Source organism: Rhizobacter sp. (assembly GCF_046595475.1).
GTDB lineage: Bacteria > Pseudomonadota > Gammaproteobacteria > Burkholderiales > Burkholderiaceae_C > Rhizobacter.
Map to the genome: position 1 here is coordinate 1 of NZ_JBKJOQ010000130.1, position 16,220 is coordinate 16,220.

At 64.5% G+C, this 16,220-nt stretch carries 14 protein-coding genes; 4 read left to right on the top strand and 10 right to left on the bottom strand.

Features of this window, described 5'->3' with window-relative positions:
- The 9 genes from AC30QB_RS23315 to araD1 all read right to left on the bottom strand — a co-directional run.
- The coding region (locus AC30QB_RS23315) for an ABC transporter permease (protein ID WP_489548674.1) at window positions 1-464 on the bottom strand (464 nt) is incomplete at its 3' end.
- The gene (locus tag AC30QB_RS23320) at window positions 461-1,999 is read right to left on the bottom strand and encodes a sugar ABC transporter ATP-binding protein (protein ID WP_489548675.1); all 1,539 of its coding nucleotides are present in this window, start codon (window positions 1,997-1,999) and stop codon (window positions 461-463) included. The genes AC30QB_RS23315 and AC30QB_RS23320, both read right to left, overlap by 4 nt.
- Window positions 2,000-2,009: 10 nt before the next feature.
- A complete protein-coding gene (mmsB, locus tag AC30QB_RS23325; protein ID WP_489548676.1) occupies window positions 2,010-3,206 on the bottom strand; it encodes a multiple monosaccharide ABC transporter permease in 1,197 nt (398 codons plus the stop codon).
- Entirely contained in the window at window positions 3,199-4,758 is a 1,560-nt protein-coding gene (gene mmsA, locus AC30QB_RS23330; RefSeq protein ID WP_489548677.1) for a multiple monosaccharide ABC transporter ATP-binding protein, read from the bottom strand. Before mmsA ends, mmsB begins: the two co-directional genes overlap by 8 nt.
- A 193-nt stretch (window positions 4,759-4,951) precedes the next feature.
- Complete coding sequence (chvE, locus tag AC30QB_RS23335; RefSeq protein WP_489548678.1) at window positions 4,952-6,016, bottom strand: multiple monosaccharide ABC transporter substrate-binding protein; 1,065 nt, start codon at window positions 6,014-6,016, stop codon at window positions 4,952-4,954.
- A gap of 86 nt (window positions 6,017-6,102) precedes the next feature.
- Complete coding sequence (locus AC30QB_RS23340; protein WP_489548679.1) at window positions 6,103-7,068, bottom strand: ABC transporter substrate-binding protein; 966 nt, start codon at window positions 7,066-7,068, stop codon at window positions 6,103-6,105.
- Window positions 7,069-7,119: 51 nt separating this feature from the next.
- Window positions 7,120-8,112, bottom strand: a complete 993-nt coding sequence (locus tag AC30QB_RS23345; protein ID WP_489548680.1) for an NAD-dependent epimerase/dehydratase family protein — start codon at window positions 8,110-8,112, stop codon at window positions 7,120-7,122.
- Window positions 8,113-8,131: 19 nt separating this feature from the next.
- Entirely contained in the window at window positions 8,132-9,568 is a 1,437-nt protein-coding gene (locus AC30QB_RS23350; protein WP_489548681.1) for an aldehyde dehydrogenase family protein, read from the bottom strand.
- Between the two features lie 7 nt (window positions 9,569-9,575).
- A complete protein-coding gene (gene araD1, locus AC30QB_RS23355; protein ID WP_489548682.1) occupies window positions 9,576-10,583 on the bottom strand; it encodes an AraD1 family protein in 1,008 nt (335 codons plus the stop codon).
- 153 nt (window positions 10,584-10,736) lie between these two features.
- Here araD1 and AC30QB_RS23360 point away from each other — a divergent pair, with 153 nt between their 5' ends.
- The gene (locus tag AC30QB_RS23360) at window positions 10,737-11,705 is read left to right on the top strand and encodes a LysR family transcriptional regulator (protein ID WP_489548683.1); all 969 of its coding nucleotides are present in this window, start codon (window positions 10,737-10,739) and stop codon (window positions 11,703-11,705) included.
- On the opposite strand, the gene AC30QB_RS23365 is transcribed toward AC30QB_RS23360, so the two are convergent.
- Complete coding sequence (locus tag AC30QB_RS23365; RefSeq protein WP_489548684.1) at window positions 11,706-12,506, bottom strand: SDR family NAD(P)-dependent oxidoreductase; 801 nt, start codon at window positions 12,504-12,506, stop codon at window positions 11,706-11,708.
- 130 nt (window positions 12,507-12,636) lie between these two features.
- Here AC30QB_RS23365 and AC30QB_RS23370 point away from each other — a divergent pair, with 130 nt between their 5' ends.
- The 3 genes from AC30QB_RS23370 to AC30QB_RS23380 are packed head-to-tail and all read left to right on the top strand — an operon-like array spanning window position 12,637 to window position 16,180.
- Window positions 12,637-14,373 (top strand): IlvD/Edd family dehydratase, encoded by a 1,737-nt coding sequence (locus AC30QB_RS23370; RefSeq protein WP_489548685.1) that lies wholly within the window; start codon window positions 12,637-12,639, stop codon window positions 14,371-14,373.
- Window positions 14,373-15,278 (top strand): SMP-30/gluconolactonase/LRE family protein, encoded by a 906-nt coding sequence (locus AC30QB_RS23375; RefSeq protein ID WP_489548686.1) that lies wholly within the window; start codon window positions 14,373-14,375, stop codon window positions 15,276-15,278. Before AC30QB_RS23370 ends, AC30QB_RS23375 begins: the two co-directional genes overlap by 1 nt.
- A 5-nt stretch (window positions 15,279-15,283) precedes the next feature.
- Entirely contained in the window at window positions 15,284-16,180 is an 897-nt protein-coding gene (locus tag AC30QB_RS23380; protein WP_489548687.1) for an aldose 1-epimerase, read from the top strand.
- The last annotated feature ends 40 nt before the right edge of the window (window positions 16,181-16,220 follow it).

Consider the following 16,220-nt stretch of genomic DNA (forward strand, 5'->3'; position numbering starts at 1 on the left):
ATGAGCTGGGCAACACCGCGCCCCGCCACCATCAGGATCAGCGTGGCGATGATGGGCTGCATGCCCACCTTGGCCACGAGCACACCGTTCCACAGGCCACACAGCAGCGCCACGCCGAGGGCGGCGGCAATGGCTACAGGCATCGGGAAGCGGCTGGTGTGGGTGGCCACGCCGTCGGTCATCACCAGCGCGCCGCCGATCATCCAGGCCGCGATGGCCGCCGTGATGGCCACGGTGGCCCCCACCGAGATGTCGATGCCGCGGGTGGCGATCACGAGCGTCATGCCGAGCGACACCAGCACCAGCGGCGCTGCGCGGTTGAGGATGTCGATCAGGCTGCCGTAGAGGTGGCCGTCGCGCACCTCCAGGCGCAGGAAACTCGAATTGAAGCTGGCGTTGAGGATCAGCAGCAACAGCAGCGTGACGATGGGCCAGGCGAGGCGGTGTTTGAAGAGGGTGTTCATGCGTCTGCCGCAATCAGGTGATAGACCGCCTGCTCGCTGCTGCCAGCGGGCAACTCGCCCACCTTGCGGCGGTCGCGCAGCACGGCGATGCGGTGCGACACGCGCACCACTTCGCTCATCTCCGACGAAATGAAGAGCACTGACATGCCCCCCTCGGCCAGGCGCAAGATTTCGTCCATGATTTCCTGCTTGGCCCCCACGTCGATGCCGCGTGTGGGCTCGTCAAGTATCAACAGGCGCGGCTCGGTGGCCAGCCAGCGTGCGAGCATGGCCTTTTGCTGGTTGCCGCCCGAAAGCAGGCCGATGGGGGTGTCGATGCTGGCCGTCTTGATGCCCAGCGCCTTGACGAAACGCTCGGCCAGAGCGGCCTGCTGGTCGCGCGACAGGAAACGCGCCAACCCATGCCGTGCCTGCAGCGCCAGCGCAATGTTCTCGCGCACCGACAGCTCGGCCACGATGCCATCGGTCTTGCGCTCTTCGGGGCACAGGCCCAGGCCGTGGTGCACGGCATCGACCGGCGACTTCAGGGTGACGGTCTTGCCATCGATCTGCAGCTCGCCCTGGTCGGCACTCGCCAGGCCGAAGAGCAAGCGCGCCAGCTCGGTGCGGCCCGAGCCCAGCAAGCCGCCCAGGCCCACCACTTCGCCGGCATACAGGCTCAGGTCTAGTGGCTGCACCTGTCCACGCTGGCCCAGGCCCTTGGCCTGCAGCAGGGGCTGCACATCAGCAGCCCGGGCCGGCGCCGCAGCGGCGCTGCCCTGGCGCTCCAGCTCGCGGCCAATCATGGCGGCGATGAGCATCGCGGGGCTCAGTGACTTGGCCAGGTACTCGCCCACCAACTCGCCATTTCGCAGCACGGTGATGCGGTCAGAGATGGCGTACACCTGCTCCAGGAAGTGCGTGACGAAGAGAATGGCCATGCCCTCTTCTCGCAGCCGCCTGAGCACCTCGAACAAGCGTGCCACCTCGTCTTCATCAAGGCTGGAGGTGGGCTCGTCGAGGATCAGCACCTTGGCCTGCACGCTCAAGGCGCGTGCGATGGCCACCATCTGCTGCACCGCCACGGCGTAGCTGTCGAGGCGGCGTGTCACGTCGATGCGCAGGTTGAGTTTGGCCAACCACTCTTCGGTCTGCACATTCATTTGTGCCCAGTCGATGCGCCATGCACCCGCCGCGCCCTTGCGCGGGTAGCGGCCGGCAAAGATGTTCTCGGCCACCGTGAGGTTGGGGCAGAGGTTCACCTCCTGGTACACGGTGCTGATACCCAGGGCCTGCGCGTCTTGCGGCGAAGCGGGCGCGACGGCCTCGCCGGCAAGGCTCATTTCGCCGGCATCGGCCGGGTAGACACCGGTCAGCACCTTGATCAGGGTCGACTTTCCCGCGCCGTTCTGCCCCATCAGCGCATGCACTTCACCCGGGAAGAGACGCAGGCCCACATCGCTCAGTGCGGCCACGCCCGAGAAGCGCTTGGACACGCCCGAGAGCTGCAGCACAGGTCGTGGGGAGCCGGGGTGGGTGCACTGGCGGTAAATCATGGTGAGTCGCTCAGCTTTTGTTCTTGTTGTACACGTCGATGAACACCGCTGCCAACAGCACAAGTCCCTTGATGACCTGCTGGTAGTCGATGCCTATGCCCATGATGGACATGCCGTTGTTCATCACACCCATGATGAAAGCGCCGATTACCGCGCCCAGCACCTTGCCCACGCCGCCCGAAGCCGAGGCCCCGCCGATGAAGCAGGCGGCGATCACGTCGAGCTCGAAGCCCAGGCCGGCCTTGGGCGTGGCGGTGTTCAGCCTAGCCGCAAACACCAGGCCGGCCAGCGCGGCCAGCACGCCCATGTTGATGAAGGTGTAGAGCGTCAGGCGCTCGGTCTTGATGCCCGACAAGCGCGCCGCTTTTTCGTTGCCGCCCAGTGCGTAGATGCGCCGGCCGACCGTGCTGCGGTGGGTGATGAAGTCGTAGGCCAGCATCAGCGCGACCATCACGACCAGCACATTGGGCAGGCCCTTGTATGAGGCCAGCAAATAGCTGAAGACGATGATGACGGCCGAGAAGGCGAGGGTCTTGACCAAGAAGAACGGGTAGGGCTCGTCTTCCATGCCGTGCTTACTCTGCTGCATGCGCGAGCGCAGCTTGGCATAGAGCAGCGCCACCGCCACCAGCACGCCCACCAGCAGCGAGGTGAGGCGCAGGTCAACGCCACCGAACACGTCGGGGATGAAGCCCGAGCTCAGGCGCTGAAAGCTCACCGGAAATGGCCCCACCGACATGCCGCCCAGCAGCGCCAGCGTGAGGCCCTTGAACACCAGCATGCCCGCCAGGGTGACGATGAACGACGGGATGCGCGTGTAGGCCACGAAGTAGCCCTGCGCCGCACCAATCAGCCCGCCGGCCCCCAGGCAAACCAGCGCAGTGGGCACCGGGTGCCAACCGTGCTGCACCATCAGCACCGCTGCGAGCCCGCCGATGAAACCGCATACCGAACCCACTGACAAGTCGATGTGGCCGGCCACGATCACGAGCAGCATGCCCAGCGCCATGATGACGATGTAGCTGTTCTGCAGCACCAGATTGGTCAGGTTCAGCGGCTTGAGCAGCGTGCCGTCGGTGAGCACCTGGAACAACGCCATGATGGCCACGAGCGACAGCAGCATGCCGTACTCACGCATGTTGCTCTTGATGAAGCCGCTGTACTGCTTGGCAGCCGCGGCCGGCTTGCGGGTGACGACTTCACTCATGTACGGCTGCTTCCGGTTCGTGGATCGCGCTGCCCGCTTTCACGATGGCGCGCATGATCTTTTCTTGTGAGGCTTCGGCCGCCGAAAACTCGGCCACGAAGCTGCCTTCGTTCATGACGTAGATGCGATCACACATGCCCAGCAGCTCGGGCATCTCTGACGAGATCATCAAGATGCTCTTGCCCTGTGCTGCCAATGTGTTCATGAGGCTGTAGATCTCGAACTTGGCGCCCACGTCTATGCCGCGCGTGGGCTCGTCGAGTATCAGCAGCTCGGGTTGCGAGAACAACCACTTGCTCAGCACCACCTTCTGCTGGTTGCCGCCTGAGAGGTTGACCACCGGCTGAAACACGCCCGAGCAGCGAATGTTGAGCTGTCGCCGGTAGTCGGCTGCCACGGTGTACTCGCGCGCTTCGTCGATCACCATGCGCCGGGCCACCGCGTCTAGGTTGGCGAGCGAGATGTTGTGCTTGATGTCGTCGCCCAGCACCAGGCCCAAGGCCTTGCGATCTTCGGTCACGTAGGCGATGCCGTGCCGAATCGCCCGCTCGACGCTGCTCACGTCGATGGGTTGCCCGTGCTTGAGCACCTGGCCGCTGATGCGCTGCCCATAGGCGCGGCCGAAGAGGCTCATGGCCAGCTCGGTGCGCCCTGCCCCCATCAGCCCGGCGATGCCGACGATCTCGCCGCGCTTGACTTGCAGGCTCACGCCCTTGACCACCTGGCGCTCGGGGTGGATCGGGTGGTGCACCCGCCAGTCGCGCAGCTCGAACACGGTGTCGCCGATGTCTGGCGTGCGTTTGGGGTAGCGGTCGGCCATCTCGCGACCCACCATCAGGCGGATGACACGGTCTTCGCTCACGGGGGCACTGCGGCAGTCGATGGTCTCCACGGTGCTCCCGTCGCGCAGCACGGTGATCGAGTCGGCCACCTTGGCGATCTCGTTGAGCTTGTGGGAAATGAGAATGGAGGTAATGCCCTGCACCTTCAGCTCACGCAGCAGCTCCAGCAGTGCGTCGCTGTCGCTCTCATTCAGGCTGGCCGTGGGCTCATCGAGGATCAAGAGCTGCACTTCCTTCGACAAGGCCTTGGCAATCTCGATCATCTGCTGCTTGCCCACGCCCAGGTGGGTGACCAGCGTGGCAGGCGATTCGTTCAGGCCCACCTTCTTCAGGAGCGCGCGGGTCTTGGCATGGGCCGCGCTCCAGTCGATAACGCCGAAACGCGAGGGCTCGTTGCCGAGAAAGATGTTCTCGGCGATCGACAGCAAGGGCACCAGCGCCAGCTCCTGGTGAATGATGATGATGCCTATCTCTTCGCTGTCGGCAATGCCCTTGAAGCGGCGCAGCTCGCCCTGGTAGTGGATCTCGCCGCTGTACGAATCGCAGGGGTAGACGCCGCTCAACACCTTCATCAGCGTCGACTTGCCCGCGCCGTTTTCGCCCACGATGGCGTGGATCTCGCCGCGCTTGACGGCCAGGTTCACATTGCTCAGCGCGTTGACCCCGGGGAAGGTCTTGGTGATGCCGCGCATTTCGAGGATGGCGTTCATGTCGTGGCGTTCGATCCGTTCGTGCTTGTGCGTTGGTGCTTTTGCGTTCGTGCTTGTGCGTTCGGGCTGAGCCTGTCGAAGCCTGCGCCGTGCCATGCGCACCCTTCGACAGGCTCAGGGCGAATGGGAATCACCTGAAAAAAAGCCTGCGCTGGGGGACGCAGGCCATCCAAGCCGCTCGCTTGAAAAAAACCTATTTGATCTGCGCTTCGGTGTAGTACCCGCTGCCGATCAGCACTGGCTTCCAGTTGGAGGCATCCACGCTCACCGGCTTGAGCAGGAATGCAGGCACGACCTTCACGCCGTTGTTGTAGGTCTTGGTGTCGTTGATGACAGGCTGCTTGCCGGCCAGCACCGCATCGACGAGGTCGACCGTGACCTTGGCCAGCTCACGCGTGTCTTTGAACACGGTGGAGTACTGCTCGCCCGCCAGCATCGACTTGACCGATTGCACTTCGGCATCTTGCCCGCTCACCACCGGGATGGGCTGCTTGGGCGTGCCATAGCCCACGCCCTTCAGCGACGACAGGATGCCGATCGACAGACCGTCGTACGGGCTCAGCACCGCATCAACGCGATGGCCGCTGTAGTAAGCCGACAGCAGGTTGTCCATGCGCGCTTGGGCCACGGCGCCGTCCCAGCGCAGGGTGCCGACCTTGTCCATGCCCATCTGTTTGCTGCGCACCACGAGCTTGCCGCTCTTGATGTACGGGTCGAGTACCGACATGGCGCCGTTGTAGAAGAAGAAAGCGTTGTTGTCGTCCGGCGAGCCGCCGAAGAGCTCGATGTTGAACGGCCCCTTGCCGGCCTTCAAACCGAGTTTGTCGGTGATGGAGGTGGCCTGCAACACGCCGACCTGGAAGTTGTCGAAGGTGGTGTAGTAGTCAACATTCTTCGAGCCACGGATCAGGCGGTCGTAAGAGATGACCTTGATGCCCTTGTCAGCAGCTTTTTGCAGCGCATCAGACAGCGTGGTGCCGTCGATGGCGGCGATCACCAGCACCTTGGAGCCCTTGGTGATCATGTTTTCGATCTGGGCCAGCTGGTTGGGGATGTCGTCATCCGCATATTGCAGGTCGGTCTTGTAGCCCTTGGCCTGGAAGTACTTGACCATGCTGGCACCGTCGCCGATCCAGCGGGCCGACGATTTGGTGGGCATCGAAATGGCAATGGTGCCTTTGTCCTGGGCGTAAGCCAAAGGCAAGAGGCCGGTCGCGCCCACGATCAAGGCGGCCAACAGGGATTGAATCTTCTTCACGTGTTTCTCCATGGGGGGAAGGTGGCATCGCCAGAGTTTGCGGCTGGCATTTCCTGGCGATGCCGTGGCGGCCTTTTGGGCCAACATCAATACTTGCGATTGGGGAACTCTTTGGCGGCCACTTCGGCAGGGAACACGCCTTCGTCGGTCTTGATCCAGCGTGGCAGCGTCTTGCCTGCAGCAGCGTCTCGCGCCGCTGCCATCAGCTGCGGGCCCAACAAGGGGCTGCACTCCACCGTCACATTCATCTTGCCGGCGATCATGGCTTCAAAGGCGCCCTTCACGGCGTCGACGCCGATCACGAGGATGTCTTTGCCTGGCTTCAAGCCCGCTTCCTCGATGGCCTGGACCGCGCCGATGGCCATGTCGTCGTTGTGCGCGTAAAGCACATTGATCTTCTTGCCGTCGGCCTTCAAGAAGGCTTCCATCACCTCCTTGCCTTTGGCCCGGGTGAAGTCACCGGTTTGCGAGCGGATGATCTTGTAGCGCGCGTTGCCTTTGATGCCTTCTTCAAAGCCCTTCTTGCGGTCGTTGGCCGGGTCGGAGCCCACCGTGCCTTGCAGCTCGACGATGTTGACGTCGCCGGTGCCGCTCTTGGTGTTGTCCAGCAGCCACTTGGCCGCGCGTCGGCCTTCTTCGACGAAGTCAGAGCCGACGAACGTGGTCCAGGTGGAGGTGTCTTTGACCTCTACATTGCGGCTTTCCAGAATCACCGGGATCTTGGCCTTCTTGGCCTCCATCAGCACCGTGTCCCACCCAGTGGTGACCAGCGGCGCCAAGATGATCACGTCGACCTTTTGCGCGATGAACGAGCGAATGGCCTTGATTTGGTTCTCCTGCTTCTGCTGGGCGTCAGAGAACTTCAGGTTCACCCCCGCCTCTTTGGCCGCGGATTTCACCGACTCGGTGTTGGCGGTTCGCCACTCACTCTCGGCACCCGTCTGCGCAAAGCCGATGGTCAGTTTCTTGTCGACCGCCGAGGCCGTGAGCGACAAGGCCCCCAAACCCACCGCAACCATGGCGCTGAGCGCCGATCTTCTACTGATTTTCATAATGTCTCCTCAGGTGTGAAGGTTCAAAAAAACACTCTCTTCTCTCTTCTATCAACCGGGGTACCACACCACGCGCGGGTCATCTTCCGCTCGTTGATGGTCCCAAGCCGAATCCGCAATCTTCTTCATGTCGTACTGCGGGCGCCAGCCCAACAGGAACTTCGCTTTCGCGTTGTCCAGCCAGGTGGAGTGGTACGGCGTGCTCACGTCCACGCTGGGCAGGCCCCGGGTCTGGTGCAGATAGGCCGCCAGTTCACCGTAGTCGACAGGCTCGTCCATGCAAATGTTGAACAGCTGCTGGTGCGCCTTGGCGTGATCGAGGGCCAGCAGGACTGCGCTGACCAGGTCATCCACGTGCACAAAGTTGCGCTTCACCGGCAAACCCTGCGGGTCGCGCATCACTGGCACGGCGCCGGCCTTGGCGTACTCGCGCGCCAGCTCGGGGCCCACCAGATCGCACCAGCGGGGCCCGCCGAACACGTCGTCGCCAAAGGAGAGCTGGTGCTTGAAGTCGTCCTTTTCCATGATCCAGGGCGCGCGCAGGCAGCATCCATTGAACTCGTACTGAATGAAGTACTGCTGCAGCATCACCTCTTCCAGCACCTTGGACAGCGCATAGCAGCCGGGGTAAGCGCTGTGAGGCTGGGCCTCGGTCACCGGCACCGGGTGCGGGTAGACGAAGTGGCCCATGCCGGCGTCACCGCCAATCAACACGAACTGCTGGAAGCTGGGGCTCGAACGGCAGGCTTCGAGCAACCAGAACATGCCTTTGACGGCCACGTCCATCACGTCGTCGGGCGTTTCCTTCGAGGTGGCGAGGTGCAGCACGTGGCTCACGCCCTGCACCGCATCGTTGACCACGCTGCGGTGCTGAATCGACCCGCGCACCACCTCCAGCCGCGCATGCGGGGCCAGCTGCCGCTTGTTGCACAGCGCGCGCACGCGAAAGGCCGCGAAGCGAGGGTCTTGCAAGAAGCGCCGGATGAAAGCCTGACCCACCTTGCCGGTGGCGCCGGTGACGAGCAGAAGTTTGTCGTTCGTCATGCGGTTCAAGCCTGCGCGTTCATGCTTGGACATACGCGGTCTTGACCGTCGTGTAGAACTCGGCGGCGTAGCGGCCCTGCTCGCGCGACCCATGGCTGGAGGCTTTGCGCCCACCGAAGGGCACGTGGTAGTCCACCCCCGCGGTCGGCAGGTTGACCATGGCCATGCCCACCTGGATATGGCGCTTGAAGTGCGTGGCGCGTTTGAGCGAGGTGGTGCAGATGCCGGCGCACAGGCCGAAAGGCGTGTCGTTGGCGAGCGCGAGTGCATGCTCGTAGTCGTCGGCGCGCAGCACGCAGGCCACGGGGCCGAAGATTTCTTCGCGGGCGATGCGGTGCTGCGGTTGTGCGAGAAAGAGAGCGGGGCTCATGTAGTGGCCGCGCGTGTCGCGCTTGATGGCGTCGCCGCCCACGATGTGCTCGGCGCCTTCGGTGCGGCCGATCTCCACGTACGAGAGGTTTTGCTCCAGCTGCGCGGCGCTGACCACCGGGCCGATCTCGGTCTCGCGCTGCAAGGCATGGCCCACGCGCAGTGCCTTCACGCGGTCACGCAAGCGGCTGACGAAAGCGTCGTGCACGCCGGCTTCCACGATGATGCGGCTCGATGCGGTGCAACGCTGGCCGGTGGAGAAGTAGGCGCCTTGCACGGCGCACTCCACGGCTTGGTCCATGTCGGCGTCGCCCAGCACGATGAGCGGGTTCTTGCCGCCCATCTCCAGCTGCACCTTGGCGCGCCGTGCGGCGGTGGCTTTCAAGATCTGCTCACCCGTGCCCACCGAGCCGGTAAAGCTGATGGCATCGACCTGCGCGCTGTCCACCATGGCTTGGCCGACCTGGCGGCCGCTGCCCATCACCAGGTTGAACACGCCGGCCGGCAAGCCCGCGCGGCTGATGATTTCGGCCAGCGCCCAGGCACAGGCCGTCACCAGCTCGGCCGGCTTGAAGACCACGCTGTTGCCGTAAGCCAGGGCCGGCGCGATCTTCCAGGCGGGGATGGCCAGCGGGAAGTTCCAGGGCGCGATGATGCCCACCACGCCCACCGGCTCACGGCTCACTTCCACATCGACACCCGGGCGCACCGAAGCCATGCGCTCGCCACCGATGCGCAGTGACTCGCCAGCAAAGAACTTGAAGATGTTGCCGGCACGCACGGTCTCGCCAATGGCCTCGGGCAGGGTCTTGCCCTCTTCGCGCGCCAGCAGCTCGCCCAGCTCATTCTTGCGGGCGATGATCTCGCTGCCGATCTGGTCGAGCGCATCGGCGCGCCGCTGTGGCGTGCTGTGGCCCCAGGCGCTGCGCGCATCGGCCGCGGCACGAATGGCGTCTTGCGTCTGGTTGATGTCGGCGCGGCTGTACTCGCCCACCACGTCAGAGAGATCGGATGGGTTTTCGCTGACACCGGTGGTCACACCGTTTTCCCAGCGGCCGTTGATGTAGTTCTTGAACTTCTGCGCCATGGTCTGCTTAAAGAGCCTTCACACCGCCATAGGCGAAGCCGCGTTCGGCCAAGGCCAACGGGTTGATGAGCGGCGCGCCGAGCGCGGGCAGGTCGATCTCGAATAGGTCACCCGGCATCACTTTGACGTCGTCTGCAAAGCTCAGCGTGGCGGTGCCGAAGAAGTGCAGGTGCACATCACCCGGTTGGCGGTGGCCGTCGTACTTGAAGTGGTGGTACTCCAGGTTGGCAATCGTGTGGCTCATGTTGGCCTCGCCGGTCTGGAAAGGCTTTGCCCACACCACCTCGCGGCCACGGAGGATGCGGCTGGTGCCGGCCAGGTGCTCGGGCAGCGCGCCGGTGCGCAGCTCGGGGCCGACGGCGCAGACGCGCAGCTTGGAGTGGGCGAGGTAAAGGTAGTTTTGCCGCTCGGTCACGTGGTCGGAAAACTCGTTGCCTATGGCAAAGCCCAGGCGGTGCGGCGTGCCGTCGGGGCTGATCAGGTAGATGCCGACCAGTTCAGGCTCTTCGCCGCCGTCGAGCGCGAAGCTGGGCATGGTGAGAGGCGCGCCGGGCGCGGCGACGATGTGCCCGTTGCCCTTGTAGAACCACTCTGGCTGAACACCAGGTGCAGTGCCGCCGGCGGGCTTGCCGCCGTCAAGGCCCCACTTGAACATGCGCATCGAATCCGACAGCGTCTCTTCACCACCGGCCAGCTTGTGGTGCATGGCGTCGCGTGCGGCCGCGCTGCCCAGATGTGTGAGGCCGGTGCCGGTGACCACGCAGTGCGCGGGGTCGGGGTGGGTGATGGGCGACAACACGCGCTGCTCGCTTTGCAGCGCGGCATAGGGCAGCGCTGCACCAGGAGACGATGCGCCATCGGCCTGTGCCTGCAGGCTCACGCCATTGGCCACCGCGGCCTGGGCCAGCGCAAAGCTGCTGCGGTACTCGCCAATGCGGCGCACCGTGTTGCCGTCGTCGCTGACGCGGCCGGCGCGCAAGGAGCTGTCGTCGTCTATGAATTGAATGAGTCGCATGGAATTCGCACGAAAGGCCGTGAGGCCTGAAAACAAAGTGCCGCATAGTACGAAGCCGTGAGATAACTTCCTAATAGATATTTACCGCTAACCGATATACGATTTCGGATCAATGAAAACCCGAATACGCTGTTTTCGTGAAGAACTGACTCCATGACCAACTACACCCACTGGTTCATACGCGCCAGGCTCAAGACGCGCCAGCTGCTGTTGATCGTGGCGCTGGCCGAAGAGGGCAACATCCACCGCGCGGCCCAGGTGCTCAACATGACGCAGCCGGCGGCCAGCAAGCTGCTGAAGGACCTGGAAGACGTGCTCGAGGTGCCGCTCTTCGAGCGACTGCCCAGAGGCATGCGGCCCACCTGGTACGGCGAAACCATGATCCGCCACGCGCGGGTGGCACTGGCCAGCCTGAACCAGGCGCATGACGAGCTCGAAGCGTTGAAGGCCGGCCGCTTCGGGCAGGTCAGCGTGGGCGCCATCACCGCGCCAGGCCTGGTGCTGCTGCCCCCCGCCGCGGCGCTGGTGAAGCAAGAGCACCCCAGCCTGCACATCTCGTTGCAGATCGAGACCAGCGACGTGCTGATGGAGCGTCTGAGTCACGGCAAGCTCGACATGCTGGTGGCCCGCCTCTTCGCCCAGCACGACAAAACCGACCTGCGCTACGAGGTGCTGGCCGAGGAGCCCGTATGCGCCATCACGCGGCCCGGCCACCCCATGCTCAACGTGGCCCACCTGGGCCTGCGCGACGTGGTCAGCGCGGGCTGGATCGTGTCGCCCACCGGCAGCGTGCTGCGGCACCGTTTCGACCTGATGTTCCAAGAGGTGAACCTGGAGCCGCCCATCAACGTGATCGAGACCTCGGCGCTGCTGTTCACCACCAAGATGCTGCAGCAGAGCGACATGATCGCCGTGGTGGCGACCGATGTGGCGCGCTACTACGCGTCACATGGCATCGTCTCCATCTTGCCCATGGAGCTGCCCTGCCACATGGACGCTTTCGGCATCATCACCCGCACCGACAAACTGCTTTCGCCTGCGGCCAAGGTGATGCTGAAGGCGCTGAAGACGACGGCGGTGACGGTGTATGGCAGCCGGTTTGATCCGGTGGCTGATGACTGATCAGCTCCAGCCCGCATCCACGGTGAACTCTTGCGCCGTGCACATGGCCGCGTCGTCCGACGCCAGGAACAGCGCCATGCGCGCCACGTCTGACGGCTGCAGCTTGTCGGGCAGGCACTGGTTGCGCTTGATGTTCTCTTCGCCTTCGGCGTTGAGCCACAGCTTGATCTGCCGCTCGGTCATCACCCAGCCTGGCGTCACGGTGTTCACGCGAATGCGGTGCGGGCCCAGCCCCGCCGCGAAGCCGCGCGTAAGCCCGTCAACCGACGACTTGGCCACCGCGTAGCAGGGGTAGTCGCTGCTCTTGGTCTGCCAGCCGATGGAGCCGAAGTTGACGATCGAGCCGAAGCCCAGCCGCTTCATGCCCGGCACCACCGCCTGTATGGCGAACAGGGCCGGCCGCTGGTTGATGGCGATGCGCTCGTCGTAGTACTCGGGCGTGATCGATTCGAGCGTGTGGCGGTCGTCGCTGGCCACGTTGTTGACCAGCACGGCGAAGTCACCTTGGGCGGTTGCCGCGTCGGCGATGGCGGTTTGCAAGGCTGCGATGTCGCGCACATCGCAGGAGCGCCACCAAGGCGCGGCATGGCCGGCGGCCGAGAGCTGCAGCGCGAGCTCACGGCTGGCGCCCTCGTTGATGTCGACAAACGCCACGCGGGCACCCTGCTCGGCAAAGGCGCTGACCATCGCCGCACCAACACCACTGCCGCCCCCGGTGATGAACACAGAACGGCCTCGCAGGCTCGGATACGTCGCAAGAGAGGTCGCAGGAGAGGTCGCTGGTTGGGGGCTTGCAGACACGGTGATTCCTTTGGTATTGCAATTTAGATATGTCACGAATTCATTTCTTTATTTTTCTATTATCAATGTGCCTTGTTACGATGCGCCGCGTCAAGAGCTCTTCGCTTTTGACTCGGAGGACGACAACGCAATGGACTCGAAGAAGAAGCCCGACGACCCCAAGTCGCGGCGCAGCCAGGCCTGGTTTGGCAAGACCGACCGCGATGGCTTCATGCACCGCAGTTGGCTGAAGAACCAGGGTTACCCGCACGACGAGCTCGACGGCCGCCCGGTGATTGGCATCTGCAACACCTGGAGCGAGCTCACGCCTTGCAATGGGCACTTTCGCGAGCTGGCCGAGTTCGTCAAACGCGGCGTCTACGAGGCGGGTGGTTTTCCGCTTGAGTTCCCGGTGATGTCGCTGGGCGAAACACAGCTGCGCCCCACCGCCATGCTGTTTCGCAACCTCGTGAGCATGGACGTGGAAGAGTCGATACGCGGCAACCCCATCGACGGCGTGGTGCTGCTGATGGGCTGTGACAAGACCACGCCCTCGCTGATGATGGGCGCGGCCAGCTGCGACCTGCCGACCATCGGCCTGTCTGGCGGGCCCATGCTGAACGGCAAGTTTCGCGGGCAAGACATAGGCTCGGGCACCGGCGTGTGGCAGATGAGCGAGATGGTGCGCGCCGGCGAGATGACGATGGACGAGTTCACCGCCGCGGAGTCGTGCATGCACCGCTCCAAGGGCAACTGCATGACCATGGGCACGGCCTCAACCATGGCCAGCATGGTCGAAGCGCTGGGCATGTCGCTGCCCGAGAACGCCGCCATCCCTGCCGCCGACACCCGGCGCAACCGGCTCGCGCAGCTCACCGGGCGGCGCATCGTCGAGATGGTGAAAGAAGACCTGCGCATGTCGCAGATCCTCACCCGCAATGCGTTTGAGAACGCGATCCGCACCAACGCCGCCATCGGCGGCTCGACCAACGCAGTGGTGCACCTGCTGGCGATTGCCGGGCGCATAGGCGTGCCGCTCACGCTTGACGACTTCGACCGCCTGGGCGCCGAGGTGCCCTGCATCCTCAACCTGCAGCCCTCAGGCAAGTACCTGATGGAAGATTTCTATTACGCGGGCGGCCTGCCGGCGGTGATGCGCGAGATCACGCCCCTGCTGCACGGTGACTCGCTCACCGCCAACGGCAAGACGATCGCGCAGAACATCGCCGATGCACCTTGCTACAACCGCGACGTCATCAAGACACCGCAAGAGCCCTTCATGCCCGACGCGGGCATCGCGGTGTTGCGTGGCAACCTGGCACCCGATGGCGCGGTGATCAAACCCTCTGCCGCCTCCGCGCACTTGCTGCAGCACCGCGGCCGCGCCGTGGTGTTCGAGAACATCGAAGACTTCCACGCACGCATTGACGACCCGGCGCTCGACGTCGACGAGCACTGCGTGATGGTGCTCAAGAATTGCGGCCCGCGTGGCTACCCCGGCATGGCCGAAGTGGGCAACATGCCGCTGCCGCCCAAGGTGCTGCAAAAAGGCATCACCGACATGGTTCGCATCTCTGATGGCCGCATGAGCGGCACCGCCTACGGCACTGTGGTGCTGCACACCTCGCCAGAGGCTGCGGCCGGCGGCACGCTGGCCCTGGTGCAAAACGGCGACATGATCGAGCTCGACGTGGCGGGGCGCCGCCTGCACCTTGAAGTGTCTGAAGAAGAACTCGCGACACGCCGCGCCAAGTGGCAGGCCCTGCCCGTGCCCAAGCGCGGTTGGTACAAGCTCTATGTGGAACACGTGCAGCAGGCTCACCTGGGCGCTGACCTCGACTTCCTGGTGGGCGGCAGCGGCGCCGAGGTGCCGCGCGAGTCGCACTGATGAAGGCCAGCTCGCCCTTCCTCACCAGTGAGCTGCGTTGCCTGTGGCCAGCCGGCGCCACGCTGGGCGAAGGCACGCTCTGGTCGAGCAGGCACCAGGCGCTGTACTGGGTCGACATCCTGGGCCGGCAGCTGCACCGCTACCACCCCGCCACGCAGGCGCGCGAGAGCTGGCCCTTCGACGAAGAGATTTCGGCCGTGGCCGAGCGCGCCAACGAGCCTGGCTTGCTGGTCACCTTGCGCAGCGGTTTCGCGCTCTTCAACCCGGGCACCGGCTCGCTGCAACGCCTGCACAACCCCGAGCCACACGAGCGCGGCAACCGCTTCAACGACGGCAAGTGCGATGCGCACGGCCGCTTCTGGGGCGGCACCATGGACTTCGGCTGCAAGCGGCCTACCGGCGCGCTCTACCGCTTCGACGCCAAACACCGCTGCGTGAAAGCCTTTGATGCGCGCTATGCCGTCACCAACGGGCCCACCTGGTCGCTCGATGGGCGCACCCTTTACTTCAACGAGACCGCCGAGCAGCGCATTCACGCCTTCGATTTCGAGCCCGAGACGGGCGAGCTGTCGAACCAGCGCCTGTGGTTGCAACTGGGCGAAGGTGACGGCTACCCCGACGGCATGACCACCGACGCGGCCGGCCGCTTGTGGGTTGCGCATTGGGGCGCTGCACGCGTGACCTGCCACGACCCCATCAACGCTGCCGAGCTGGCCCGCATCGACCTGCCCACCAGCCACGTCAGCAACTGCGCCTTCGGCGGGCTGGCCTTGCGCACGCTCTTCATCAGCAGCGCGCGTTTCGAGTTGAGCGACGAACAACTGGCGGCACAACCGCTGGCGGGCGCGCTGTTCGCCATCGACATCGACGGCCCCGGCCGCCCCGCCAACCTTTACGCTGGCTGAGCACAGTGCACGACATCGTTTGGCTCGAACACGCGAAGCAACGCCTCGGTCTCGTGCCCACGCTGGGCGGCGGCGTGGCCGCTTGGCAGATCGATCGCCAGCAAGGCCGATTCGACCTGTGGCGGCCGTGGGATGGAGCAAATGAAGACCGCTACACGCTGGCCAACTTCGCGATGCTGCCGTGGTCCAACCGCATCAGCGGCGGCGGCTTCGAGCACGCCGGTCACTTCCACCCAATAGCACCCAACCGCGCTGGCGAGCCTTACCCCATACACGGTGACGGCTGGCTGCAGGCGTGGGCCATCGAGCAGACGGCTGCCGACACGGTGGTGATGACCCTCGAATCGCACCGCTTCGACGGCAACCCTTACGACTACCGCGCCGAGCAGACTTTCAAGCTGCTCGCCGGCGGACTGGACCAGAGCGTGAGCGTCACCCACCTCGGCCCTGAGCCTTTGCCGTATGGCCTGGGCATGCACCCGTGGTTCCCACGCAGCAGCGGCACGCGCATCACGGCCCCGGTGCGCGGCACCTGGTTGAGTGGCAATGACCCCTTGCCCACCGAACACACCGAGCGCTTCCCGCCCAGTTGGGACTTGAATCTCGGCGCGCCCGCGGCCGGCACGCTCATCGACAACGGCTACACCGGCTGGTCGGGCGACGCCACCATCGACTGGCCCGAGCACGCTCTGCGCGTGGCCATGCACGTATCCGACACACGGCCCGCCGATGGCTATTGCCTGGTCTACCGCCCACCGCAGGGGCCAGCCTTCTGTTTCGAGCCCATCAGCCACCCCATCGATGCCTTTCACCTGCCCAACCGCCCCGGCCTGCAGGTGCTGAAGACGGGAGAGGCGATGGCGCTGAACGTGCAATGGCGCGTGCAGGAGTTGGCGCGCTGAGCCGCCGCTGAACCCGGCCCCGTGCTCAGGGTCTTGGTGA